We start from the raw sequence: 26,314 nt of genomic DNA, 5'->3' as shown, positions 1-26,314 counted from the left end.
TGCGAATTGCTCGTTCACGGATTTCAGGTGAGTATCTTATCGATTTATTCATAGCTCCATTCTCTCAAGAAATGGAGTCTCCGATAAACCCGGGGCGGTTCAATACTTGGATCGATTATTAATTGAAAAAGATAAACAGGCTCATCTTGCAACAGATGAGCTAAAAAAATTAATGGAGAATAGCGCTCTTTTAGGGCTATCAATAGATAAATATAATAAATTAGCTTCTAGTGCATTAGATAATCCACTAAACCTTGATATATACAAAAATACTATTGACACACTAAATACTCCCAAATTTAGTAAAGTCGAAAGTAAATTACCCAAATCTGCAGCCCATCTTAACCTTCAATTAGAGATGAAGGAAAAAGAAAATCGCGAACGTGAGGAAATGTTGCAATTAAATCGTGTAATAGGAGAAATGACCCAGCAATCAGCTATGCTACTAAAAGACCTATCAAAAGTAGCGGCAATATTTTTAGAACGGTTTGATTTACGTAGTGAACAATCAGACATTCATATCAAAAAGCAAATTAAAATTGCGCTTTATACCCTAGGAGTATCTGCATTACTGTCATTTGCAACTCTTATATATACAATTTCATCATATAATCAGAATGCTGACGATAATTTGCGGAAAATTCAGCTCTACAATATTAATAAAGAATTAAGAGAATTACAGCGTTTAGAAAAAGAAAAAAATTTACAATTAGAAAATAAAATATTAGACATGAATAAAATTCAAGAAGATAGTCTAATTATAAAACCTAATAAAAAACCACAATAAGTGCGTTCATTAATATGTGTAAAGTGAAATTAATGAACATGATTAAAGTTACAGATTAGTGATGACCCGTTTACGCAAACTTGAGAACTCCTACATTTTGCCTTTGGCAAAGCCTCGGAGCCTCCTTTCAAGATTTGCTACTAGTCTTTTAATTTAATCCATACATATTCAGATTGATTGGTTAAAAAAACGTGTTTAGCAGTTCCGCACAACAAAAAACCCAACTCAAAACAGTTGAGTTTTTTGTTAGTTCAGAAGTCGAAATCAAGCAGCTTGGATATTGGCTGCTTGTTTGCCTTTTTCACCTTGTGTTACGTCAAAAGAAACTTTTTGACCTTCTTTTAGTGTCTTGTAGCCACCCATATTAATTGCGGAAAAATGCGCAAACAAATCAACACCTCCATCATCGGGTGTAACAAACCCAAAACCTTTATCATCGTTAAACCATTTAACTGTACCTGTTGCCATGTGATTACTTCCTATAAAAAAACGGAAAAGCTTCCGTAAAGCTATTTGAATCGAAGATTGCACATGGAATACCAGTACTGCAAAAGCTTTGAAACAAATTCATTGTGTTAATTTGTTCTACGCTAATTAAAGCTAACAGTCAAGATATTACGGAAATATAAGTCGTCTTAAACTTACCCCGCCTTTCGTATCCATCCATTCTGAACCGCTAATTCACAGGTTTCCTTTGGAATTATTAAACGCTGTGCTGATTGACCATAGCAAACGCATGAGCCGGAGTTTGATAGACATGCAGAAACATTCGACCAATCAATATCTTCTGAAAGTAACTGCGTATTGAAATATTGTTTGATTGGTTGCTGTACTGGCTGCGGTTCAGGTACAGCAAGCGGAACAGTTGAAAAATCAATTTCCTCTTCTGCGGTTATTTCTTCTTGTGGTGTTTCTTCAAGTTGGATATCACCCTTATTCATGACACGTTGAAAGGAGAGCGCACCAAATGAAAGTGTTGACAGCAGAGCAACCACAAAGACAAAAAAAGCCATTGGGGCGTTCTTTTTGGGCTTTACGTGTTGCGTTGCTGAGTGATAAAGCTCGAATGATTCTTTTGGTAGCTTGTAATTAAATACAACGGCATTTCTTCTAGCGCTTTCAGTGGATGGCGACCTAGTGAATTCAGGCCATTCATAAATCTTTCTTCCGGCCCAAGTGACACGAATGTGCAAGTGTTTATCAACCAATGCCAAGACGTTTCTATGAATCAGGTTCGGTGCCTGGGTAATTAGAAAGAATGTTAAGCCGTAATGCCGGTGTACGCTCAGTTCCTTGATATCCTCAGATATTTTACTTCCCAAGGCTGGCCAGAGTTTTTGAACTTCATCGATCACAATAATTGAACCATGTTCAATGTTTTGTAATTCAGGCAATCCGGACTCTTGATTAATATCATGCTTAAACCAGTTTTTCACCTGGTCATAGGTTAATTCGATGGTTGGGAGTGTCAGCTTTGGAATTCCAACCGTATAAATGATTTTGCCTTCTTCATGCGCTTTTTTGATGATATTCCAAACCGCATATGAGGTTTTACCGCCACCAGGTACAGAAGTTAAAAGGTTTATGCTCATGATGGTAACAGTCCTAATTTTTTGATGGATTGCATGGCGATTTTTCCGGCCATGGCACCGACGATGATTCCTGCAGCTTCACCAAATCCACCCAGGCCGACAAGCGACAAAATGTCAGGAGCCAATCCGTTATAGTGTGATTGTGTGAATGACAAGGCGGCATTGAATGCCGTGGTTAGTGCGCCATAAGTAAGAACGCCTACACCGATGAATGACAGTGCTTTAGTAATAATCGCTCCGATGTTGCCCTCAAAGAATTTACCGAGCGGCAATAAAATTTTAGTTAGCATCCTTTGTACCCCCATGATGATGAACATTGCAATAAATCCGGCCAGAATCAAAACAATTGGCTGAATTCCCTCAGCAAACTGACAAGCCGGTTCAAAGGTAAGATTCAAAGTGCCATAGTGATAATTAACCGATCTGTCAGAGGGACATGAACCCGAACTCCATGAATCAGTTTCAAAAGGGAATGGAACAGCCCTTTCTTGCAATGGCGTTGCTTGTATGTTGTCAATTTCAATTTCAACACTTTGGCTTTGCGGTTGTTGCTGTTCGGTTCCTCCGGATATGGTGGTGGTTGATCCGGTCAATTCATTATTGGTGTTGTAATTGTTGGTGGTGTGGTTCTCAACAATCGGCTGCTTAAATCAATGGATTCCATTTTTGACAGCACATATCACTGAACATAATGTGTCCGTTCTAAGGGGGCAACCTCAACTTTATTTCTTCAAGGCCATTCACCTAATCAGATTTTTATGTACGGGAGTTTTGAGCGGGGGTATTGAATTTACCTTGATACTTGGGTATCAAAATAGAAGATGTGATATAAAATCAAAATTAAGAACAACTGACATAATTTAGTGCTTAGAAATCAGCCAGCAAAATTATTTAGGCATATATTTCTTATATTGAATAATAATTTTGTTTATTGTCAATATAATAGGTGTGTCATATGGTGCCCAGAAGAGGACTCGAACCTCCACACCCGAAGGCACATGGACCTGAACCATGCGCGTCTACCAATTCCGCCATCTGGGCAAAAAACGGCCGGATAGGCCGCCATAGAACGCGTAATTTTATAGGAAATCACTACTTTGTCAAATAAGAAGAAACAAAGCCTGCGGAGCTTGGATCCACATTATGAACGCGAAAAGAATCGCTACGGGCACCCGTTGCCTAGCCGGGAATATATTTTGCAGATTCTAAAACAGCAAGGTATACCAGTCGCTGAGCGCTTATTACAGAAACTGCTATCCATTACAAAAAAAGAAGAAGATTTGTTTAATCGCCGCTTATCGGCAATGATGCGCGAAGGCCAGATTTTCCGTAACCGCAAAAGCGATATTTGCGTGATGGAAAAACTGGATTTGATCAAAGGCAGAATCCAGGGTCATGCCGATAGATTCGGTTTTCTGATTCCGGATGATGGTAGTGCGGATTTGTATCTAAGCGCAAAGGAAATGCAAAAAGCATTGCACGGCGACCATGTTGTAGTACGCGAAACTGGCATGGATCGACGCGGACGCAGAGAAGCCGCGATCGTGGAAGTATTAGAATCTTGCAATAAGCAATTAGTAGGCCGGTTACACATTGATCACGGAATTCTATCGGTGGCAGCAGAGAATAAGCGCATCAGTCAGGATATTCTAATCGCCCAGGAACACTCGCTGAAGGCCCAAGCTGGTCAAGTTGTCATGGTGGAAATCATTCAGCAACCCAGCAAGCACACTCAGCCCATCGGTAAAATTATTGAAATTCTCGGCAACTATACCGCACCCGGAATGGAAATTGAGATCGCTTTGCGTAAACACGATTTACCTTATGAGTTTCCGCCCGATGTTCAGAAACTCTCAACCCAATTTCCGAAAAATGTATTAAAAAAAGAACTATCTGGACGCAAGGATTTATGTCATTTACCGCTGATAACCATTGACGGTGAGACTGCAAAGGATTTTGACGATGCCGTTTTCTGCACAAATGACGGCAAAGGATATCGATTGTATGTTGCTATCGCGGATGTCAGTCACTATGTCAAACCGCACGATTTGATTGACCGGGAAGCATTCAATCGAGGAAATTCGGTTTATTTTCCACGTCGTGTCATTCCGATGCTGCCAGAGGTTTTATCTAATGGATTATGCTCACTCAATCCTGACAAAAAACGTCTATGCATGGTGTGCGAAATACAATTCCAAGCCAATGGCAACATACAGGATTATTCTTTTTATCCGGCTACAATGCTTTCACACGCGCGCTTAACCTATACCCAAGTTGCTGCAATGCTGGATGACGCAAAAAGCTGCGAAGCACAGGAATATGCAGAATTGTTACCCCATTTGCAATTAATCTATACACTTTTCAAATCCTTATTAAAAGCACGCAAGAAGCGCGGCGCAATCGACTTTGAAACTACCGAAACGCAGATGTTCTTCAACGATCAAGGGAAAATCGAAAAGATTTTACCAGTGCAACGCACCGAAGCACACCGCTTGATTGAGGAATGCATGCTGGCTGCCAATGTCTGCGCGGCGGATTTTCTGCAAAAACACGGCCAGACCACACTCTATCGCATTCACGAAAGCCCTACCCCGGAAAAGATTGATACGTTGCGCAAATTCCTAAAAGAATTCGGCATTCAACTGGGAGGAAAAAACAAACCTGGTGCGCAGGATTACTCGCAGACCTTACTCAAAATAAAAGATAGGCCGGACGCGCAATTGCTTCAAACCGTAATGCTGAGATCGCTGAAGCAAGCTATCTACAGTCCTGATCTAACCGGTCATTTCGGGCTTGCATACGATGCTTATACACACTTCACCTCGCCCATCAGGCGCTACCCTGATCTGCTGGTGCATCGTGCAATTAAAGCGGCATTAAAAGGAGAAACTTATCAACCCGGTGATTGGCAGGAGTTTGGGCAACACTGCTCAATGACCGAACGGCGTGCCGATGACGCCACGCGCGACGTTGAATCCTGGCTAAAATGCTATTATATGCAGGATAAAATCGGGGAATGTTTCGACGGAGTGATCAGCAGTGTGACCGGATTCGGCTTATTCGTCGCACTAGACGGCATTTTTGTAGAAGGACTGGTGCATATTTCCGAATTGCCGAGTGATTATTTTCATTTTGATGCAATCAAGCACGTTTTACTGGGAGAGCGCAGCGGCAAACAATATCGTCTTGGCGACCGGATACACGTCAAGCTGGTTCGAGTTGATCTGGAAACCAGTAAAATAGATTTTGTTATAGCTGAGCCGGAAAAGAAAACAAGGCAGCCCAGAACAAAGGGGCCAGCCAAAAACAAGAAATCGCTTTAGTATTTGAAATTGCTTTACAATACCCGTATACACAAAACGCCATTGTGCAACCTGCCCTATTTCTATTCTCACATAATGTCTCATCATTGTCTCAGGTTTAATTAGAACGTGTCCAGCACTCGCTTTATATTTGGTTTTCATGCGGTTACCAGTCGATTACGACAAAACCCGAATAGTATCAGGGAAATTTTTATCGATGCTGCACGTGCAGATCAACGCGCCCAGGAATTAATCAAACTGGCAGAAAACAAGAAGATTCACATAATCCCCTGCAATGGATCAAAACTCACCAGCATGTCAGGCAACGACCACCACCAAGGGATTGTGGCCAATATCGATAGTATGGGCAATTATGCCAGCATTGATGACATCCTCGATGAATTAACCGAGCCTGCACGATTGCTAGTGTTGGATGGAATCCAAGATCCACACAATCTGGGTGCGTGCCTGCGCGTCGCCGATGCTTTTGGCGTACATGCAGTAATTGCCCCGAAAGACCGGGCTGTTGGATTAACACCCACTGTGTACAAAGTTTCCAGCGGGGCGGCTGATACCGTACCATACATATCTGTCACCAACCTGGCACGCACACTAAAGCAATTAAAAGAACAAGGCATTTGGATTTTTGGTACCGCCGAAGACGCTGAACACGATTTAACTCATTTCCAAATTAGCGGTTCTATTGCCTGGGTGTTCGGTTCTGAAGAAAAAGGGTTGCGGCGCTTGACGCGGGAAAATTGTGATCAGCTGGTTCGAATTCCGATGCAGGGCAATATCGAAAGCTTGAATGTCGCCGTTAGCGCAGGAATCTGCCTCTTTGAAACACATCGTCAGCAATCTTTGGGTTGAAGCCACGCACCTGATAAAATGTGTCTGACATTCAAACGATCCAAATATAAATCTATATGCAATGCGCTTTAATTCAGCGCAATAAACTAATATTATTGCTTGCTCTCAACTATGACATTATCTGATTTCCCCAACTTCAAAACCCATTTTATCGAGCTTATCGAAAAAGCATCCAATGCTATTACATCTCTCGAAACCGTAGCTATAAGTGCTGAACTGACACGCACCAAACAAGCCAGTCATGGCGATTATTCGTGCAATTTAGCCATGCAGCTAGCCAAACCGTTACACAAAAACCCGCGGGAAATTGCACAATTATTGATTAATGCACTGCCACCGTCACCCTATCTGGAAAAAGTGGAAGTCGCAGGCGCGGGATTTATCAATCTGTATCTGAAAGATTCCGCCAAACAACAATTTCTACATCTGATATTACGTAGCAAAAATACATTTGGAAATAGCACCTTTGGCCAAAGGAAAAAAATCCAGGTGGAATTTGTCTCAGCCAACCCGACAGGCCCCCTGCATGTTGGTCATGGCCGTGGCGCAGCGATTGGAGCGAGTTTATCCAATATCCTGGCTGCAGCAGGATTTGATGTTTCCCGGGAATTCTACGTTAATGACGCGGGGCGGCAAATGGATATCCTGACACTATCAACATGGCTGCGTTATCTCGAACTTAATCACATCCATATCCCTTTTCCGCAAAATGCATATCAAGGGGAATACGTTAAAACCATGGCGCAATTGATTTTTCAGGCGCATGCGCAACGTTATGTTCACCAGCCCGAGCTCTTGCTGGACAGTTTGCCGGAAGCTGTGCGAGCAACCGCGGTAAACACCGATGAGCAACTGGACAGGCTGATTGCCAATACAAAGAAAATACTGGGTCAGGATTATATGTATATACATAATTTTGTGCTCACTGAGCAATTAGGCGATTGCCGCAATGATTTGATGGAGTTCGGCGTTGAATTTGATACTTGGTTTTCAGAACAATCGCTATATGACAATGGTCTGGTAGCACACACAATTGATTTATTGGCAAAGAAACATCACTTATATCAACAAGACGGTGCGATCTGGTTTCGTTCTACAGATTTTGGCGACGAGAAAGATCGCGTTGTGCAGCGGGAAAATGGTCAATTTACATATTTCGCCTCAGATATTGCCTATCATCTGAATAAATTTGAACGCGGCTTTGATCAGGTGATCAATATCTGGGGCGCAGATCATCATGGTTATATTACGCGAGTAAAAGGCGCGCTGCAGGCACTGGAACTGGATGCCGAAAGATTGCAAATCGCCTTGGTGCAATTTGCCGTACTTTACCGCGATGGCAAAAAGGCCCCGATGTCTACCCGCTCCGGCGAATTCGTCACATTACGCGAATTACGCCAGGAAGTCGGCAAGGATGCCGCGCGATTTTTTTACGTGATGCGTAAAAGCGATCAGCATTTAGACTTTGACATGGATCTGGCCAAATCGCAAAGCAATGAAAATCCGGTCTATTACGTCCAATATGCTCACGCTCGCGTATGCAGCGTATTAACGCAATGGGAGGGTAATATCGACGATCTGCAAGAAGTTAACCTGGATACATTATCCAGTCCGGCTGAGCTGGCTCTGCTGCAGAAACTAATCGACTTTCCCGATACAATCGAAACAGCTGCCAAAGAATCTTCACCTCATCTCATCGCATTTTATCTCAGAGAACTAGCCAGCGAATTCCATAGTTACTATAATTCAACGCGTTTTCTGGTACCTGAAATTCCATTGCAGCATGCCAGATTGGCGTTGATTGCATCAATTCATCAGGTATTACGTAACGGTTTGACGTTACTGGGTGTGAGTGCACCTGATAAAATGTAACCTGATAATTAATTAAGGACACTCATGAGTCGGGATTATAAAACTCGCAAATCTTCAACCAAATCCGCAAATGAAAGAGGAGGCTCAGCATTCCTGGGTGGATTTGTCGGTTATGCTTTAGGTCTTGCAAGCGCAATTGGCATATGGCTATATCTTACCTATGCGCCCAGTCCGTTCTTACCTACTGAAAAAACAGCCAGCACATCTGAAAGGAGCACAACTCAGCCAACTACTGCAACACTCAAAACACCTGCAATGCCTTTACAGGAAGAACCGGAAAAATTGGTGGAAGAAAAACCCCGATTTGATTTTTACAAGATATTGCCGGGTATTGATGAACCTGAGATCGATCATGAGTATCGAAGAAGCGCTGAGCTGCCAGCGCAACCGCAAGTGCCCGTCCGAACACCGGATGTCCGTAACAGGCCAACGGAAATCCCATCACGGCCAGCTTTTCCGGGTTCTGGCAGCACGCCTACATCTCCTCAACAGATTGTGACCATTCCATCACGCACACTTCCCGCTGAACCCAAACAATCCATTCCACAAACGCAACAGCCTATATCACCTCAAATTAACCCCCTCCCAGCCGTGAAAGAAAAAATATTTTTACAGGCTGGCGCATTCAGAAAAAATGATGATGCGGAAAACCTTAAGGCACGGCTCGCGCTGCTCGGTGTGTTTGCGTCCGTACAATCGATTGATTTAGCCGAAAAAGGAATCTGGTATAGAGTACGGATTGGTCCTTTTACAAACCAATCGGATAGCCATGAAACCAGTAGTTCTCTGAAAGAAAACGGTATAGACACCCACCTTATCAAAATACAATAAAACAGGTTTAAGCTTAGTTTAATCGAGCTTTCCCCAGTATTTAACGAAGCGCTTTTTATTAGGAGATTAAAATGAATCGCTATCAGTTCCTTGCAGTTCTGCTCTTAGTGTCGACTTTAGGTTTTATCAATATAGCCAGTGCGCAAGCTGATATTGTTGAAGGCAAGGATTATATTGTCCTGGCTAAACCTCAGCCTACCGAGGATAGCGCCAAAATCGAAGTTCTGGAATTCTTCTGGTACGGCTGTCCGCATTGTTATAGCCTGCATCCACATCTTAAAACCTGGCTGATGAATATCCCGAATGATGTTAGCTTCCGCTACGTACCCGCTATTCTTCGCGCGAACTGGGCATCCGCCGCCAAAATCTATTATGCCATTGAAGCCATGGCACAAGCCGATACGCTGAACGATAAGATTTATGATGCCATTCATCGCGACAAAATTGATTTGCATAATGAATCTGTTTTATTCGACTGGATCGAAAAACAGGGTATCGATAGAAAAAAATTTGAAAGCACTTACAATTCATTTGCCGTACAAAATCAGGTCGCAAGGTCGACGCAAATGACCCGTCAATATCAGCTTAATGGTGTCCCCGCTCTGGTTATTAATGGAAAGTATCTCACCAGCGGTAGGATGGGTGCGACGCCGCAAGATACCATTAAAACCCTAGAAAGACTCATAGAAAAAGCACGCAAGGAATAATGAGAAATTAATGAGTACAGACAAGATCATTTTTGGAGCAGGTTGTTTTTGGGGGGTCGAAGCAGCTTTCCGGCGCAATAAAGGGGTTACAGACGTCACCTGCGGTTATTCCGGCGGGCACACCGCCAATCCGACTTATGCCGCGGTCTGCGCCGGTACTACCGGCCATATTGAAGTAGTATTAGTGAAATATGATGACGATGAAATCTCTTTTGAAGCCTTGCTAAACGAATTCTGGAACTGCCATGACCCTACTACGAAAGATCGGCAAGGTCCCGATATTGGAGAGCAATACCGTTCTGTCATTTTTTATTTCACACCGGAGCAAGAAAGATCCGCAAGAGAATTCAAGGATAAACTCGAGATAAGCAGACGCTGGCAAGATCCGATCGTAACGCAAATTTTACCTGCCAGCCAATTCTATGACGCAGAAGAATATCATCAGAATTATTTTGCCAAGCGTGGCGTGGTGTTTAAGTAAACAGCCCAGTCCCTGGGAGCGGCAAATTAAACCTGATAGAGATTAACTTTATTATCAACCAATTCCTATTCGTGTCGATAACTTAAAAACAGAAAAACTTCATTTTTTTAGCATTCAGATAAAGAATCTGATATGAATAGCCAGAAACATAATTATTTTATATACATCAGCATCTTATAGAAAAGAGCATTACGATGGGTTCTATACAAAAACCTTATTTTCCCCAAGGTTCATCAAATTCCTTTGTTTTTACGGCAATAATAAAAAGCGGTGCCAAGACCTTAAAAGACCGGTTGATCGATGCCGTCGCCAATGATCCCGATCTTCCGGCGCTTGGCAGTTCCATCGCGCGCATTGTAAAGCTGTCCTCATCGGATGATCAATCGATACAACAATTATCTTATTATGTTTTATCCGATGTTTCATTAACGCAAAAGATCCTGCGCTTATCCAATTCGGCAGCGTTTAAAGCAATTACGAATAAAGAAATTTCCAGCATCAATAAAGCGATATTCCTGCTAGGATTCGATGCTGTCAAAACCAGCGCCTTGGCTATATTGTTAGTCGATGGAATGCCCGCAAAACATGCAGCACATGTACGTATCGAATTAATTCATGCACTGGCAGCAAGCGTGATTAGTCGTAAATTAGCTGTGTCATTTACCAAAGATATTGAAGAAGCTTCCATTGCTGCTTTATTCAAAAATCTTGGGCGTATTTTGCTAGCTACTTATGAGCCGGATCTTTATCACTCAATGATGGCGCTTGTCACTCAAGGTCAGCACACGCCAGCACAGGCGTCCATGCAGGTACTTGGCTTCAGTCTTGATACCTTGACAGAAGCCTTGTTAGAAGAATGGAACGTACCTTCCAATGTGATTCAGGCCCTCAGCGCAAAACCATCCGGTGCCTTGATCACACCCAGGAATAAACAAGAATGGATGCAGATAGCTGCAGAATTTTGTGAAAAAGCCGCACCGCTTGTTTTAAATACTAACTTAATCACCGAGGAAATCGAGCTAAAGGAAAAATTGCTTAATCGTTTTGGCAAAGTGTTTAATCTGACTATGCCCGTACTGAATGAATTAATCAGTAAAGCTACTTTGGAAACGCGCGAACTTCTCGTTAGCGCAGATTTGGAATCTTTGGATAAGAATAATAAAATCAGCCAGGATTCAACGCATTGTGAATTCGATATTGCTGCGGAAGAAAATTTAATCAATGAGCTGACGATCAATGACAATGAACCTCATAATCTGCAAATTACTGAGCGCTATGCATGCAACAAACCCTATAATGCATCCTCATTACTATTAAATGGTATTCAGAAAACAACGGAGATGATGGCATCGGGTGATTATAGGCTCGATAATCTTATCAATCTGGGTTTGGATTCTCTTTATTCCGCATTTGGATTTCGTTTTATTACATTATGCTTAAAAGATTCTAAAATAAATTCATTTCGCGCACGTAGTTCGTTAGGAAAAAAGAATCTGGAATATCAAAAAGGCTTCAATTTCTCTACTGTACCAACTAATGATTTATTTCATCTTGCAATGCAAAGAAATATAGACATCGTCATTGCAAGCGCTTTTACACCCAGAATTCGTAAACTCATGCCGCTGTGGCATACAACTTTATTACCTGATGCGTGCAGCATCCTTGTGCTTCCCTTGGTAGTGAATAAAAAACCCATTGGTTTAATTTATGCAGATCGTGAGACAGAATCACCTGAAGGAATAACCCACGATGAAGCGAAGCTTGTTAGAATTCTGAAAGGGCAAATACTGATCGCTCTTAACTCAAAATAAGAAATTATTGACGTATAAAGTTGATTGGGCACAAGTACCATGATTAAAACTCCAGGTTGTTTATTTATTATCAGTGCACCATCAGGAGCCGGAAAAACCAGTCTGGTTCGAGAATTACTGCAATCGGGCTTGAATCTTAGTTTATCCATCTCACACACCACCCGGCCACCACGCAATGGAGAAATCAATGGCCGCGACTATCATTTCGTGAATGAAGAAAAATTCAAACAAATGCTATTTGATGGCGAATTTGTGGAAAGCGCAGAAGTTTATGGCAATCTTTACGGTACCTCGCAACACTGGCTCAATGACGCCATGACATCCGGGCAGGATATTTTGCTTGAAATAGATTGTCAGGGAGCAAAACAAATACAGAAAATTTTTCCTCATTCCGTCGGCATTTTTATTCTCCCGCCTTCAGTCGAAGCGCTGGCAACCCGGCTAAAAACTCGCGCGCAGGATGATTCCAAAGTCATCAAAAAACGGCTTATGGCGGCCCGGGAGGAAGTCAATCATATCGCAGAGTTTGATTACATCATTGTTAACAACAACCTGGATGAAGCACTCAGCGATTTAATCTGCATTGTCAAAGCTGAATGCTTGAAGACAGAACGGCAAATAATGAGACACCAAGCTTTGGTTGCTCAGCTATCATAACAGGCATTTATTAATGAACGAATAAACGCCATCATTTCATCTTTTTTACTGTAAAATTTGCACATTATTATCATAACTGGAGGCGAATGAGATGGCGCGAATTACTGTTGATGATTGTTTAAAAAAAATACCTAACCGATTTGATATGACTCTTGTTGCAACAACGCGCGCAAGACAACTGGCGATTGGCTCTGCTCCTTTGGTTGAAGCCGCACGCGATAAACCTACGGTCGTGGCGCTGCGTGAAGTTGCGCATGGCAAAGTGGGCATGGAGATTCTCAACCCAAGAAATATGTAAATCGACTTCAATAATATAAGACCCATAAATCCTGGTAATTTCTTAGGCCTGGCTACTCTTCATCAATCTGCCGGATACCAAATCCAAAGTCACAAAGTATCAATTTTTGATTTAAACTTAGGGAAGCGCCGATTCATTCGGCGAACGAGATGAAACACGAGATGCCTGGAACACAGCAACTGAGACATATCAACGAGATAGGCGAAGGTGCGGGCGCCGCGCAACGAAGTGATTCGTTCGTGCAGCCAATTAATCAGTGCTTTCTAGAATCCATCGCTTAAATATTATGTAATTTGATGATGCATACTCAATGAATTAAATTCAATGCCAGAAGCAGATTTTCTTTTTTCAGAAACATCGAAGTATCTTAAACCAGAAGATATTATTCAACTCAAAAATGCTTATTCATTTGGTTTAGGAGCTCATTCAGGACAATTCCGCAAGTCCGGGGAACCTTACATTTCTCATCCCGTAGCAGTCGCAAGAATTCTAAGCAAACTGCATCTCGATGCCCCTACCCTGACAGCGGCTTTATTGCATGATGTCGTAGAAGATACCGATATCTCCAAGGCGGAAATCAGCGAAAGATTCGGTGAACCAGTTGCGGAATTAGTTGATGGTGTTTCCAAACTTGCAAAAATTCAATTCCAAACGCAAGAAGAAGCTCAGGCTGAAAACTTTCGCAAAATGTTGCTGGCTATGGCCCGAGATGTCCGCGTCATTCTGATAAAGCTGGCAGACCGTTTGCACAATATGCAGACGCTGGAGGTCATGCTTCCGGCAAAGCAGCGCAGCATCGCCCGTGAAACACTGGAAATTTATGCACCCATCGCCCACCGGCTGGGGCTTAACAATATCTACCAGGAACTACAGGAACTGGGTTTTAGATATTCCTATCCCATGCGCTATAAAGTACTGGTAAAAGCGACCAAAGCAGCGCGTGGCAATCGCCGTGAAGTTGTTGGAAAAATTCTGGAAACCATCTCGCTGAAACTAAAAGAAGTGCATTTGGAAGCGGAAGTAACCGGGCGCGAGAAACATCTTTACAGCATTTATAACAAAATGGTGGAGAAGCATTTATCGTTCTCTGAAGTACTTGATATTTACGGTTTCCGTGTAATCGTCAAAGACATTCCCTCATGCTATGTTGCATTAGGAATGCTGCACAGCCTGTACAAACCGATTCCAGGGAAATTCAAGGATTATATAGCAATTCCCAAAAATAACGATTACCAATCCTTGCATAGCACATTACTGGGTCCATTCGGCATCCCCATCGAAATACAAATCCGCACGGCGGAAATGCATCGAATTGCTGAAAATGGCGTGGCTTCTCATTGGCTCTATAAAAATCTGGATGGAAATTTTGATGAGCTGCATTTAAAAACCAGCCAGTGGCTGCAGAATTTAATGGAAACATTGAGCAGCTCAACGGATTCATCCGAGTTTCTGGAACATCTGAAAATCGATTTATTCCCTAGCGATGTTTTTGTTTTCACCCCGCAAGGTAAGATATTGACACTACCACGGGGATCAACCGCCGTCGACTTTGCCTATGCCGTTCACTCCGATGTCGGAAACTGCTGCGTTGCCGCCAAAATTAATGGTGAAAATGCGCCGTTACGCACAAAACTGAAAAGTGGAGACCGCATAGAAATCGTTACAGCGCCGTATGCCAAGCCCAATCCATCCTGGCTCGGCTATGTCGCAACCGGTAGGGCACGCTCCCATATTCGCCACTTTCTCAAGACGATACAATACGAAGAATCGATTAAATTAGGTGAGCGCATGTTAAATCAGGCGCTAACTTCATTCAATATCGATCCGGATTCTATTACCGCGATACAATGGGATAAGTTAGTGCGCGATAGCGGCGTCAAATCCAGGGAAGAATTATTTACGGAAATGGCCCTAGGAAAACAGCTTCCGGCTATTGTAGCGAAACGGCTGACAACACCGGCAGAATCCATTTCCCATGAACAAACGGCTATTCCTATTACCATCATGGGAACTGAGGGTCTGGTTGTCCAATTTGCCAAATGTTGCCGTCCGATACCGGGAGACGCCATCGTCGGCATCATCAAAAAAGATTCCGGCCTGATCATTCACATGCTGAATTGCAGTAACATCTCACACAACGCCAAAAGTCAGGAAAATTGTCTGAACGTTACTTGGGGAAAAGATATCACCCGCACTTTTGAAGCCGCGATTAAAATCATTGCGGTCAATAAACAAGGCGTATTAGCGCGGGTTGCCGCTGAAATAGCCAAAGCCGATTCAAATATTGACGATATTGTCATGGAAAGTGAAAATGATTACATGCACATGCGCTTCGTTCTGCAAGTTAACAACAGACTTCATCTCTCACAAGTTATCCGCGGCCTCAGACACCTTCGCGAAATTTCCACCATCAGCCGCATAGAAGATTAAACTCGCATTCACCACTTGATACCCAGCCGCATCCTTCTGAATCAGCGCATAAGTGAACAGACAATAATCCTCAGTTATGTGCTCTAACTGTTAATGCAGAATATTCTCATAATGCATATTTTTTCTGCTGATGATCTTTATCAACAATAATGGTCACCCGGCTTAATTTTCCAAACAAAGGCTATTAGCACATGCAAAACGAATCCCAAGAAAAATCCAGATGCGCGGTTGTGGCGGCTGTACAGCTGTCCAGCGTGACAGACGCGGAGTTCGAAGCATCGTTAACCGAGTTATGCGAACTGGCTAAGACACTGGGGTTTAAAGTCGTGCATAGATTCATGCAGAAACGTTCCGGCTTTGACGCGGCAGCATATTTAGGAGCCGGGAAACGTCAGGAGATCCGCCAATTTGTAAACAACGAATTTGATGGTGATGGACAGGAAACACCGCAAAATGCCAAATCTGACACAAAGGTTATTGACGTGATTCTGGTTGACCACGAGATTTCGCCATCACAAGCGCGCAACCTGGAAAAAGAAACCGGTTGCGAGGTAATGGATCGTACGATGGTCATCCTTGAGATTTTTCATCGTAATGCACGTTCCCCCGCTGCGCGTGCCCAGGTGGAAATCGCACGTCTCAGCTACATGGCGCCGCGCCTGCGCGAAATGGCCAAGCTGGCGGGACCGCAAGGCCGGCAACGCAGCGGCACCGGCGGACGGGGTGCCGGAGAATCGCACACTGAACTGGATCGGCGCAAGATCCGTGACCGCATCGCAGAATTGCAACTGGAAATCGTCGCGATGGATGCCGAACGCCAGATTCAGCGCGCACGCCGGCTGGAGCGGCGGGGAAACGCCAGCGTAGCGCTCGTCGGCTACACCAATGCAGGCAAGTCCACCTTGATGCGCGCACTCACCGGCAGCGAAGTGCTGGTGGCCAATAAGCTTTTCGCCACGCTCGATACCACCGTGCGCACCCTTCACCCCGAAAGTGTGCCGCGCGTGCTCGTCAGCGATACGGTCGGATTCATAAAAAATCTGCCGCATGGCCTCGTCGCATCGTTCAAATCAACGCTCGACGAGGCGCTGGATGCATCACTGTTGCTTCATGTCATCGATGCGAGCGACTCCGGCTATGAGCGCCAGCTTGAAGTCACCGACAAAGTGCTTGAAGAAATTGATGCACAGGATATTCCACGTATCCGTATTTTTAACAAGATCGATCATACCGGAGATGCCGCAGCGCAAGCTGAATGCGAAGCCGTGCTCAAAACCCTGTACCCGGCTTGCATCGTGATGAGCGCGCGCCGCCCTGACGATATCGCCAGCTTACACCAGCAAATCGTCGCATTCTTCCAGCAAGATCTCGTGGAAGACGAGCTTTTTCTGCCTTGGACGGCGCAGCAACTGCGCAGCCAAATCTACGCCAATTGTAAAGTGCTGGAAGAACGTGCAGATGGTGAAGGCGCTTTCTTCCGGGTCCGCGGCGAATCCGGCGTGGTGAAAAGCTTGCGCCAACGATTCGAGCAAGTGCGATAATGAGTGTTGATTAATTCTTCAGAAATCGCTGAACCACTGTTATTTGGAGTGCAGATATAATACCGCGGCTGATGCGGGGCAGGCGTTGGAAAAACTCAATCGATCAATTCAGGCTTTGATTTCGATTCCATTTTTTTCTTCCATTCAATCGTGCCATAGGTGCCCAAATACGCCCCGAGGAAAGCGGCTGCGATATAAATCTTGTTCTCGACATAATTGGTGACGGTAAATGCGGTGACCAGTATGATCATTGCCGACCAGAACGCGGCAGCATGAGCCCTTCTTTCATCCACATCGATAAAATACAGCGTCCAGCAAACATCCGCCACCGCCATTGCAGCCATGATGAGAAAGAAGGTAACGAATGAGAATTCCATATCCTGCCTTATGAAAAAATTTTCCGGCATTTAACAATGCCGCAGTAATAAAAACCGTACCGATCTTTCAGCTACAAACGGGTTAGCAAGCGGTCTACATTCCCTGCCAGGCATAATTGCGCTGCCAGAAGTCGACCGGCTCGACGGATCTGGCAAAGTTTGCATGGTCAAATCCGATCACTTTTCCTTGATAGCGCGTCGGACCGCTGATCGACAACCCACCATCATCGTTTCTGATACGTAGGCTACCACCCAGAGAATGCGTCAGGATGGGCAAATCGATTCCAAACACCTCAGCTGCAACATAAGCACTTGCCGCACTGCCGGTCCCGCAGCTTTGCGTGACATCTTCCACGCCAACCTCAAAGGTACGCAGGGTAATGCTATCTGTAGTGCGCCAAATGAAATTGACATTCACGCCTTCCGGGTGGCCGACCAACTCGCACAGGGATTTATCGTTGCGCAACGATTGCCCCTGTGCCCTTGCGGTTTCCAGGCTGATCTCGGAACCGATAACCACGACATGCGGCACGCCGGTATACACATAATGGCAATTCTGATCGATTTGCCGGTAATCCCGCGCGGCACCCAGATTGACCTCAACGCAGTCGTTATTGACGAACACTTCCTTCAGACCATCGCCGGTAATGATGTTGAACACATTACTGTGCACATAAGTATCGCGGAAATAACGCGTTGCACAACGCAGCCCATTGCCGCACATGGTTTCTTCGGTACCATCGCGATCAAAAATTTTCATCGTAGGCATTCCCTGCTGTTGATCCACATAAAGAATCCCATCGGTATCATGTTGTGTTGCCAAGGCATGTGAGATTCGCGCGCGATCGAATCCGGGCACAGGGTTCTTCATCTCATCAACCAACAGGAATGAGTTGCCGCAACCGTCCATTTTTGTTGCCATAATCCTCATTGCTTTGCCCTTTCTAACGTTAAGCGGTTGTAAAATTGATTTGTTTCAGGCTTGAGCCCATCCTTCGGGTTAGATGCACTTGGGCCACACCTGAGATAAATTCATCCTGCACGATGCCCGTGAGGAAAAATCCGTTTTTAAGATAAAAACGCAGACTTTCGCTGGCATCAGCATCGGTAATGACATTGAGTATTCTTCCCCCTTGCTGCGCGACCTCAGCAAAAATTCCATCCAGTAAGCGCGAACCATATCCTTTGCCCCGATGGTTCTCATCCACCGCGATCGTCAGCAAATGATAGGTATCAACCGTTCTTTTTGCGATCACATACCCAATCGGGCGACCGTCATTCACGGCACACAGCCCGAAACAGCGGCCATGCACAATGTCTTCCAGTTCAGCATGAACTTCGGTTTGATATAGGGAGCTGAAATCTTGCAATGCAATTTTCACAAGATCAGGAAACAGGTCTTTAGAAATGGGAACAATCATGATTTCATTTATAGATGAATTATTTTCCGAGCAGGGTATACATCCGCCCCTGATGAGTAAGAAAACCGGCTTTCGCCACCTTGTTGAGAGTTGAATCCGCTATGTCTTCAAGTAATTGGGTTTTGTCATGAAATCTGGGATAACGCAATGCCAATCGCTTCACCGCTTTATCGACAATTAATGCGACCATATCCTGGTGCGCGATACCAACGTGTCGGCACATGTTGGTGAGATCCGCATCTGTCGGGTGGATACCGGGTATGACATTCGCCTCGAGGAAATACAGCTGACCCTCACGCACGCGAAAATCCATGCGGTTATAATCACGCGCCTCTAGTGCTCCATGCGCCGTTATCGCCAGCTTCGCAAAGTTTCTGGCTTGATCTGTCCAGGCCAGATGAGAAATATACGGGTTCTCAATACTTTTTACGTGCGGATCGCGCAGTTGTGGATGCCCGGGAATATGGGCAAAATTAATTTCCAGTATCGGTAACACATAGTTTCCAATCAAACCGATCGTGTATTCGGTTCCAGGCAGAAATTCTTCCACCAGCGCAGCTTGCTCACACTGAGAATAAACCGCTGCAATGGCGGCATTAAGCTCTGCTTCATTATGCACTTTGCTTTTCTGGCTGATACCGATACTGGTCCCCTCGCTGTAAGGTTTAACCATTAAGGGAAAAGCCAGATCCTTGAGTTGGTCACCCGGCACCATGAGTTGAAATTTCGCTGTTGGCACTCCTTCATAGGCAACGATTCTTTTTGCCGTTGCCTTATCCATTTTGTTGATAAAAGTCTTGGGGCTGCTGCCGGTATACGGAATACCCAAATGCTCACAAAAGAAGGGAACAATGGCTTCGCGCAGCTCCTGCTCCTCCAGGCCCTCTGCGTTATTGAATACCAGATCGATTTGATGTTTGCGTTTCTCGAGCTGATGGTAAATATCTTTACCCACATCAATCACTTCAACATCCGCCCCTATACGTTCAAGCGCTGTTGCTACTGCCGCAATGGTCACCGGGCTTTCAAATTCGCCGTAGCGCTCATCTTCCATGCCTGGCTGGCGGATATTGCAGGTATAAGCGATATTGAGTTTTTGCATGGCCGGTTTTATAGAAACCCTGGAAATTTAATCAATCGATGCAATAAGAAATTTAAATTAAGCAAAACCATGCTCATTAACGCCAACTCAATTGTTCGGTTTACACGGCGCTGAGTAATTTTTTCCGGATTGACAGGTGCAATCGGAAAGCTACGGACGGAAATCTGATAGTGCTTATTCAGTAATGAATCAGTTGAATCAATGGTTAATGCGAAGTTGCAATCATGAGGTTTTTGGATTTGAATCTGGCGGATGATGTTCCAGACACTCGGCACCGTCTCGTTTTAGGGTTCGATTAACGGCTCTTGTTGTAGGGAGGGCTTAATGCGTAATGGTATGTGCGCCGCGGATATTAATTTAATTGGAATGGCAAAAAATTGAGCAATCCGGTGAAGATGGCGGACAATAATCCGCTATGTTTTTAAATGCCAGCCTGCTAACGCCGCCTGCTCAATAACGATCCGAGCAGACCACGAGTGATTTCGCGGGCAATTGACGTGCCTATTGAACGCGCTGCGCTTTTTGCCATGACATCAATGACTCCCTCACGCTGCCCTCCTCGTCTTCCCGATGGCTTCGAGAATAAATCACCCAGATTTTTCAGAATCCCTTCTTCCGAAGGTTTATTCAGGTTCTTATCGTCAGGAACCTGCGAAGTGCTATCCAACATGTTTTTATCCGTACGCGCCAGTAATAATTCAAAGGCGCTCTCACGGTCAATTTCCTGCTCATACACACCAGTTACAATAGAAGACTGCAGTAGTTGCTGCCGTTCTTCCAGTGTAATCGGTCCGATCTGGCTGACCGGAGGAAGTATATACGCACGTCCGGTAATACCTGGGGAGCCATCGCGCGCGAGAAAGGAAATCAGCGCTTCACCCACGGAAAGCTCAAGGATGGCCTGCTTGATATTCAGTTCCGGGTTAGGGCGCATAGTGTCAGCAACAGAATTCACAGTCTTTTGATCACGCGGCGTAAATGCACGTAATGCATGCTGAATACGGTTACCCAACTGAGTCAATACCTTCTCCGGAATATCAAATGGATTTTGCGTTACAAAGTAAATCCCGATACCTTTGGAACGTATCAACCTGACAACCTGTTCGATTTTCTCCAGCAGGACAGATGATGCGGTACTGAACAGCAAATGCGCTTCATCGAAAAAGAATACCAGCTTAGGTTTATCACGATCCCCGATTTCAGGCAAATTCTCGTATAACTCGGATAGCATCCAAAGCAAAAAGGTACTGTACAACCGCGGAAAGTTTAAGAGCTTGTCAGCAGCCAGAATATTAATGACACCTTTGCCATCGCTAGTCTGCAGCAAATCCTCAATATTCAACATGGGCTCGCCAAAAAACAGATCCCCGCCTTGTTCTTCTATTTGCAACAAACTACGCTGGATGGCGCCAATCGATGCAGATGAAACGCTGCCATATTGAGTTTTAAAGCTATCAGCATTTTCACCGACAAATTGCAGCAATGCGCGCAAGTCTTTTAGATCGAGCAATAACAATCCATGATCATCCGCCACCTTAAAAGCCAGCGTTATCACACCTTCCTGCGTTTCATTGAGATTCAGCAGACGAGCCAGCAACAACGGTCCCATGTCGGAAATTGTTGCACGCAGCGGATGTCCGTTTTCCTGCAGCACATCCCACAAGGTAACGGGAAAACCTTTCCATTCAGGAGTATCCACCTGCATCATGCTCAGACGATCTTTTATTTTATCCGTCAGTGAGCCAGGCTTGCCGATCCCTGTTAAATCGCCTTTGACATCGGCCATAAATACCGGCACACCGATATTCGAAAAACTTTCCGCCAGTTTCTGCAAAGTTACCGTTTTTCCCGTCCCCGTTGCGCCCGTAATACAACCGTGCCGGGTAGACATTTCAGGCAAAAGCTCCAACTCAGCACTGGCGGTTTTGGCAATAATCAATGGTTCAGTCATTTTGAATTATGCAATACTAGAAGTAATTATTGAATGTCCCATTGTATGCCAATTAACAGGAAAGACAATGAAAACATGTAGATCAATGTATACTACCCGTTCGATGCATACGACTCATTGATTTTTTGAAGTCGTTTATCTGGCTCAAAATAATACTTCTGATTAATTTCTGAATAAACAACACTTGAACAAGCAATTCGTCTGTGGAGATATCGGCGGCACCAAAACCATTCTGCAATCAGCAGAAATAAGTAATGGTAAGGTGCGAGCGTTACTCACACACCGTTATGACAATCATTATTTTGCAACCTTCTCCCAAATTTTCCAGGATTTTCTGGAGCGAACCCGAGGTACCAATCGTCCGCTTGCGGCATGCTTCGCAGTCGCAGGCCCCGTTGTCACGCAACAGACGGAACTAACCAATTTACCCTGGCAAATCAACAGCAGTACCATTTCTGCCGAATTTTCAATCCCTTCCGTCAAACTGATTAATGATTTTGAAGCGGCTGCTTTGGGCATTGAAAGCTTATCGCCTGACGATGTGACAATACTGCAGACTGGGAAATCACTGGCACACTCGATGCGCGTGGTACTGGGTGCGGGTACCGGCATGGGTGTCGCCTGGCTCACTTGGTTGGAGGGCCGCTATTTTGCAGTGCCTACCGAAGCGGGTCATATGGATTTTGCTCCAACCAGTACGTTACAAATTCAGTTACTTGAAGCACTCCACAATAAATTCGGCCATGTATCCGTAGAGCGGTTACTTTCAGGATCCGGATTAACCAATATTTTTAAATTCCTGCAAATGAATTCCGCAACAGCCTCAAACCTTGCGCCTATCCACCTGGAAGAAGATAGCGGTGCCACTATTACAACACTTGCGCTTACTCACCAACATCCAATCGCGATAAAATCCATCAATATATTCGCCGATATTTATGGCGCCTATGCGGGCAATCTGGCTTTGACCGGACTTACACGAGGTGGTGTATATATTGCTGGCGGCATCGCGCCTAAGATTCTCAATATTTTGAAGCTTGGCGGCTTTATGCGGGCATTCCATGCCAAAGGAAGATTTTCTGAATTAATGCACGAATTCCCAGTGTATATAATTACTAATCCTGAGGTCAGCTTGCTTGGTGCAAGACAGGAGGCGCATCATTTGCTCAATAGTCAAAGTTGAAAATTTGACTATCTCAGGCTTAACCCGCTTACCTTACTATTCGAATCAATATAAAGATAATTCTTATTAAGGAGAATATGAATGTTTCCGCGTACCGCTTTCACTATTACCGTCAATCCTAAAATACCGAATCGTCTTAAACGATTGGAGGAATTGGCCAACAATCTTTGGTATAGCTGGGATCGCGCTACACGCGCACTGTTTTCCCGCCTTGACCCTCATTTATGGGAAGCAGTCGGACATAATCCCAAAACATTTCTAAAACGTGTGGATGAATCAATACTGATAAAAGCCACAAAAGATCGTGATTTTCTTGCCACTTACAATAGCATCCTGTCCACATATGATTCCTACCACGATGCTTCTGCAGTTCCGATTAATAAAGAGCTGGATTCGCAAGATCAGATCGCCTATTTCTGTTTTGAATTTGGCTTTCATGAAAGCTTGCCAACTTATTCGGGCGGCCTGGGCATCTTGGCAGGCGATCATTGCAAGGCAGCCAGTGATTTACATCTTCCCTTTGTGGCGATTGGCTTGCTTTATCGGCAGGGGTATTTTTCTCAAACCATTGATATCCTCGGTAATCAACAAGTCGCTTATACCATTTCGGACTTTGACGACTTACCTGTTACACCGGTATTACACGAGGACGGCTCGAGTTTGCAAATTAAAGTGCCACTCCCGCATCGAGAGATCACCATAAAAGTGTGGCAGGCAAAAATCGGCCATGTCACCTTGTTTCTGCTGGATACCGATTTGCTGGAAAATTCTCCTCAGGACCGTTACATCACCCGTAATCTCTATGGCGGCGACAAAGTCATGCGCATAGAACAGGAAATTATTTTGGGTATGGGCGGAGTGCGTGCTTTGCAAGCCCTCGGCATCAAACCCACCATATGGCATATCAATGAAGGTCACGCGGCATTTATGATTCTGGAGCGCATTGACTCTTTGGTGCAGCAAGGGCTCGATTTTGCAAGCGCCTTGGAAAGTGTGGCAGTCAATACGGTTTTCACGACACATACCGCAGTTCCCGCAGGACATGATCATTTCGATGCGGATCTGATGCAAACCTATTTTGACAGCTTTTATCGCAACCTGAATATTACACGCGAGGAATTCATGGCGCTCGGACATGCATCAGGAAGCCCGGATTTTAATATGACCGCGCTGGCAATCCACGGCTCACGCACTCATAACGGCGTCAGCAAGATACACGGTAATGTTTCCGCGAATATTTGCCGGGATTTGTGGCCGCAAATCGAACCGGAAGAAAACCCGATTTCCTATATTACCAATGGCGTTCATGTCCCCACCTTCCTTGCGCAGGAATGGTCCGATTTGTTTGATCGATACCTGGGTCATGAATGGCGCAACAAAATGTGCGATATCGATTATTGGTCGCGTATTGATGCGATACCGGATCATTTGTTCTGGAGTGTACGGCAATCATTAAAGTCACAAATGTTTTATGGTATTCGTTCTCGCATCAGTGAGCAGAATTGCAGGAATCGCGGCTCCGAAGCACATCTCGATCGGTTGCTGAAATTTGTTGATCCCATCAACCCGAGCATTCTTACATTGGGTTTCGCACGTCGTTTCGCTACTTATAAACGCGCCGCATTGCTATTTGATAATCTCGATTGGTTACGGAATATTATTTTCGATCAGGAACGTCCCGTATTGCTTCTTTTCGCCGGCAAAGCCCACCCTGCCGATGTTCCAGGACAGGATCTGATCCGGCGCATCAGTCAAATTGCAAGCCTTCCTGAACTTGAAGGGCGGCTTTTATTAATCGAAGGCTATGATTTGCGGCTTGCCCGGCGCTTGGTTGCAGGCGTCGATGTCTGGCTTAATAATCCGATCTACCCTCTGGAAGCAAGTGGCACTTCCGGCATGAAAGCCGGTATCAATGGCGCAATCAATCTAAGCGTACTGGATGGTTGGTGGGGGGAAGGTTACGATGGTAAAAATGGCTGGGCGATCAAACCCGGTCCGGAGGATATGGAAGGAACGTTGCGTGATCAAGAAGAAGGCCGCGCATTATATGAGATCTTGCAGGATCAGGTCGTTCCGTTGTATTACGACTATGGGAAACTCGGTTATTCGCCGAATTGGGTAAAAATGGCCAAGCATTCGATGATATCCCTATTACCACGTTACAACGCAACCCGCATGGTCGATGAGTATGTGACAAAATTCTATAGTCCGGCCAGCAGGAAAGGTATGTTATATGCGGCGAACGACTTTGCTGTGGCAAAGGATGTGGCTGCGTGGAAAACAAAAATAAAGCATGCGTGGCAAGGAGTTACACTACGTCGACTGGACACGCCCTGCGAACGAATTCATTTTAATGAAGCACTGAATTTCAAGGTGGCCGCAAATCTGAATGGCCTATCCCCGGAAGACGTCATTATTGAATTATTGATATGCCGTCAGTTTAAAACCACCAAGCTATGCAATTTTGATCACTTCAAGTTTGAATTCACCGGCACTCAGGATTCACACGAGCATTCGTTCGAACTTAAACTGATTCCGGAATTATGCGGTAAACAGGAATATTTCATCCGCATTTATCCTTACCATTCATTGCTCTCCCATCCTTTGGAAATGGGTTTGATGGTATGGCTGTAAGAGGAGTTAAATCTCAGAGCGTTAATTTACTTCAGGAGAAATGAAAATGAATAATAATCCTGTCGGCTGGTTTGAAATTTATGTGCAGGATATGGACCGGGCCAGATATTTTTATGAATCAGTATTTCAAGTAAAGCTGGAACGTTTAAACAGTCCTGCGGAAATGGAAATTGAGTTGTGGAGTTTCCCAATGAAGAGTGACCAGACGGGCGCATCCGGAGCGTTGGTGAAAATGGAAAATGGCCCGGAAGGGGGTAACGGCGTGCTCGTCTATTTCACGTGCGCGGATTGTGCTGCTGAAGCCAATCGCGCAACCGCTATGGGCGGATATCTTGTACGCGGAAAAGTATCCATTGGACAATATGGCTTTATTGCTCTGATTCGTGACACTGAAGGCAACATGATCGGCTTGCATTCCATGCGATAGTTTGCATGCAGCCAAATACCGCTCACTCTCCAGATCAATA

At 44.7% G+C, this 26,314-nt stretch carries 24 protein-coding genes and 1 tRNA gene; 16 read left to right on the top strand and 9 right to left on the bottom strand.

What is annotated here, in order from left to right; genetic code table 11:
• The first annotated feature begins 106 nt into the window (after nucleotides 1–106).
• Nucleotides 107–787 carry a hypothetical protein gene (locus tag C4S39_RS11770; RefSeq protein WP_103967188.1) on the top strand — a complete coding sequence of 227 codons (681 nt, stop codon included), beginning with the start codon at nucleotides 107–109 and terminating at the stop codon, nucleotides 785–787.
• Nucleotides 788–1,051: 264 nt separating this feature from the next.
• On the opposite strand, the gene C4S39_RS11765 is transcribed toward C4S39_RS11770, so the two are convergent.
• The 4 genes from C4S39_RS11765 to C4S39_RS11750 all read right to left on the bottom strand — a co-directional run bounded on the left by C4S39_RS11765 (nucleotide 1,052) and on the right by C4S39_RS11750 (nucleotide 3,420).
• Nucleotides 1,052–1,255: a cold-shock protein gene (locus tag C4S39_RS11765; RefSeq protein WP_103967187.1), complete on the bottom strand. Its 204-nt coding sequence runs from the start codon at nucleotides 1,253–1,255 to the stop codon at nucleotides 1,052–1,054.
• Nucleotides 1,256–1,428: 173 nt separating this feature from the next.
• Complete coding sequence (locus C4S39_RS11760) at nucleotides 1,429–2,379, bottom strand: zonular occludens toxin domain-containing protein (RefSeq protein WP_103967186.1); 951 nt, start codon at nucleotides 2,377–2,379, stop codon at nucleotides 1,429–1,431.
• Nucleotides 2,376–2,972 carry a DUF2523 domain-containing protein gene (locus C4S39_RS11755; protein ID WP_103967185.1) on the bottom strand — a complete coding sequence of 199 codons (597 nt, stop codon included), beginning with the start codon at nucleotides 2,970–2,972 and terminating at the stop codon, nucleotides 2,376–2,378. The genes C4S39_RS11760 and C4S39_RS11755 overlap by 4 nt, the downstream gene beginning before the upstream one ends.
• Before the next feature lie 363 nt (nucleotides 2,973–3,335).
• Nucleotides 3,336–3,420: transfer RNA gene (locus C4S39_RS11750), tRNA-Leu, on the bottom strand.
• 56 nt (nucleotides 3,421–3,476) lie between these two features.
• Here C4S39_RS11750 and rnr point away from each other — a divergent pair.
• The 12 genes from rnr to hflX all read left to right on the top strand — a co-directional run bounded on the left by rnr (nucleotide 3,477) and on the right by hflX (nucleotide 17,179).
• Nucleotides 3,477–5,702, top strand: coding sequence for a ribonuclease R (gene rnr / locus C4S39_RS11745; protein ID WP_103967184.1), 2,226 nt, complete (start codon nucleotides 3,477–3,479; stop codon nucleotides 5,700–5,702).
• A gap of 108 nt (nucleotides 5,703–5,810) precedes the next feature.
• The gene (rlmB, locus tag C4S39_RS11740; protein ID WP_103967183.1) at nucleotides 5,811–6,551 is read left to right on the top strand and encodes a 23S rRNA (guanosine(2251)-2'-O)-methyltransferase RlmB; all 741 of its coding nucleotides are present in this window, start codon (nucleotides 5,811–5,813) and stop codon (nucleotides 6,549–6,551) included.
• Between the two features lie 111 nt (nucleotides 6,552–6,662).
• Nucleotides 6,663–8,423: an arginine--tRNA ligase gene (gene argS, locus C4S39_RS11735; protein WP_103967182.1), complete on the top strand. Its 1,761-nt coding sequence runs from the start codon at nucleotides 6,663–6,665 to the stop codon at nucleotides 8,421–8,423.
• A gap of 24 nt (nucleotides 8,424–8,447) precedes the next feature.
• Nucleotides 8,448–9,254, top strand: coding sequence for an SPOR domain-containing protein (locus tag C4S39_RS11730; RefSeq protein ID WP_103967181.1), 807 nt, complete (start codon nucleotides 8,448–8,450; stop codon nucleotides 9,252–9,254).
• Nucleotides 9,255–9,325: 71 nt separating this feature from the next.
• Nucleotides 9,326–9,961, top strand: a complete 636-nt coding sequence (locus C4S39_RS11725; RefSeq protein ID WP_103967180.1) for a thiol:disulfide interchange protein DsbA/DsbL — start codon at nucleotides 9,326–9,328, stop codon at nucleotides 9,959–9,961.
• Between the two features lie 10 nt (nucleotides 9,962–9,971).
• Complete coding sequence (gene msrA, locus C4S39_RS11720; protein WP_103967179.1) at nucleotides 9,972–10,442, top strand: peptide-methionine (S)-S-oxide reductase MsrA; 471 nt, start codon at nucleotides 9,972–9,974, stop codon at nucleotides 10,440–10,442.
• 194 nt (nucleotides 10,443–10,636) lie between these two features.
• Entirely contained in the window at nucleotides 10,637–12,253 is a 1,617-nt protein-coding gene (locus C4S39_RS11715) for an HDOD domain-containing protein (protein ID WP_103967178.1), read from the top strand.
• Between the two features lie 39 nt (nucleotides 12,254–12,292).
• Nucleotides 12,293–12,910 (top strand): guanylate kinase, encoded by a 618-nt coding sequence (gene gmk, locus C4S39_RS11710; RefSeq protein WP_103967177.1) that lies wholly within the window; start codon nucleotides 12,293–12,295, stop codon nucleotides 12,908–12,910.
• Nucleotides 12,911–13,001: 91 nt separating this feature from the next.
• Nucleotides 13,002–13,208 (top strand): DNA-directed RNA polymerase subunit omega, encoded by a 207-nt coding sequence (rpoZ, locus tag C4S39_RS11705; protein WP_103967176.1) that lies wholly within the window; start codon nucleotides 13,002–13,004, stop codon nucleotides 13,206–13,208.
• A 149-nt stretch (nucleotides 13,209–13,357) separates the two neighbouring features.
• Nucleotides 13,358–13,489 (top strand): hypothetical protein, encoded by a 132-nt coding sequence (locus C4S39_RS15875; RefSeq protein WP_258039426.1) that lies wholly within the window; start codon nucleotides 13,358–13,360, stop codon nucleotides 13,487–13,489.
• Nucleotides 13,490–13,532: 43 nt separating this feature from the next.
• Complete coding sequence (locus C4S39_RS11700) at nucleotides 13,533–15,638, top strand: RelA/SpoT family protein (RefSeq protein WP_103967175.1); 2,106 nt, start codon at nucleotides 13,533–13,535, stop codon at nucleotides 15,636–15,638.
• Nucleotides 15,639–15,829: 191 nt separating this feature from the next.
• A complete protein-coding gene (gene hflX / locus C4S39_RS11695; protein WP_103967174.1) occupies nucleotides 15,830–17,179 on the top strand; it encodes a GTPase HflX in 1,350 nt (449 codons plus the stop codon).
• Between the two features lie 95 nt (nucleotides 17,180–17,274).
• Here hflX and C4S39_RS11690 read toward each other — a convergent pair whose 3' ends face one another.
• The 5 genes from C4S39_RS11690 to C4S39_RS11665 form a co-directional block, all read right to left on the bottom strand.
• Nucleotides 17,275–17,586 carry a hypothetical protein gene (locus C4S39_RS11690; RefSeq protein ID WP_258039425.1) on the bottom strand — a complete coding sequence of 104 codons (312 nt, stop codon included), beginning with the start codon at nucleotides 17,584–17,586 and terminating at the stop codon, nucleotides 17,275–17,277.
• 64 nt (nucleotides 17,587–17,650) lie between these two features.
• Nucleotides 17,651–18,478: a diaminopimelate epimerase gene (dapF, locus tag C4S39_RS11685; protein ID WP_181023814.1), complete on the bottom strand. Its 828-nt coding sequence runs from the start codon at nucleotides 18,476–18,478 to the stop codon at nucleotides 17,651–17,653.
• Nucleotides 18,479–18,506: 28 nt separating this feature from the next.
• Complete coding sequence (locus tag C4S39_RS11680; RefSeq protein ID WP_013647291.1) at nucleotides 18,507–18,977, bottom strand: GNAT family N-acetyltransferase; 471 nt, start codon at nucleotides 18,975–18,977, stop codon at nucleotides 18,507–18,509.
• A 19-nt stretch (nucleotides 18,978–18,996) separates the two neighbouring features.
• Nucleotides 18,997–20,079, bottom strand: coding sequence for a D-alanine--D-alanine ligase family protein (locus C4S39_RS11675; RefSeq protein WP_103967172.1), 1,083 nt, complete (start codon nucleotides 20,077–20,079; stop codon nucleotides 18,997–18,999).
• Between the two features lie 436 nt (nucleotides 20,080–20,515).
• Entirely contained in the window at nucleotides 20,516–22,030 is a 1,515-nt protein-coding gene (locus C4S39_RS11665) for a helicase HerA-like domain-containing protein (RefSeq protein ID WP_103967170.1), read from the bottom strand.
• Between the two features lie 184 nt (nucleotides 22,031–22,214).
• Here C4S39_RS11665 and glk point away from each other — a divergent pair, with 184 nt between their 5' ends.
• The 3 genes from glk to C4S39_RS11650 all read left to right on the top strand — a co-directional run bounded on the left by glk (nucleotide 22,215) and on the right by C4S39_RS11650 (nucleotide 26,274).
• Nucleotides 22,215–23,213 carry a glucokinase gene (gene glk / locus C4S39_RS11660; RefSeq protein ID WP_103967169.1) on the top strand — a complete coding sequence of 333 codons (999 nt, stop codon included), beginning with the start codon at nucleotides 22,215–22,217 and terminating at the stop codon, nucleotides 23,211–23,213.
• 81 nt (nucleotides 23,214–23,294) lie between these two features.
• Nucleotides 23,295–25,847 (top strand): alpha-glucan family phosphorylase, encoded by a 2,553-nt coding sequence (gene glgP, locus C4S39_RS11655; protein ID WP_103967168.1) that lies wholly within the window; start codon nucleotides 23,295–23,297, stop codon nucleotides 25,845–25,847.
• A gap of 46 nt (nucleotides 25,848–25,893) precedes the next feature.
• Nucleotides 25,894–26,274 (top strand): VOC family protein, encoded by a 381-nt coding sequence (locus C4S39_RS11650; protein WP_103967167.1) that lies wholly within the window; start codon nucleotides 25,894–25,896, stop codon nucleotides 26,272–26,274.
• The last annotated feature ends 40 nt before the right edge of the window (nucleotides 26,275–26,314 follow it).

It is taken from the genome of Nitrosomonas ureae (assembly GCF_900108305.1).
Taxonomy (GTDB): Bacteria; Pseudomonadota; Gammaproteobacteria; order Burkholderiales; family Nitrosomonadaceae; genus Nitrosomonas; species Nitrosomonas ureae_B.
The sequence above is the reverse complement of the archived record's forward strand: the minus strand, read 5'-3'. Positions and strand labels throughout refer to the sequence as shown.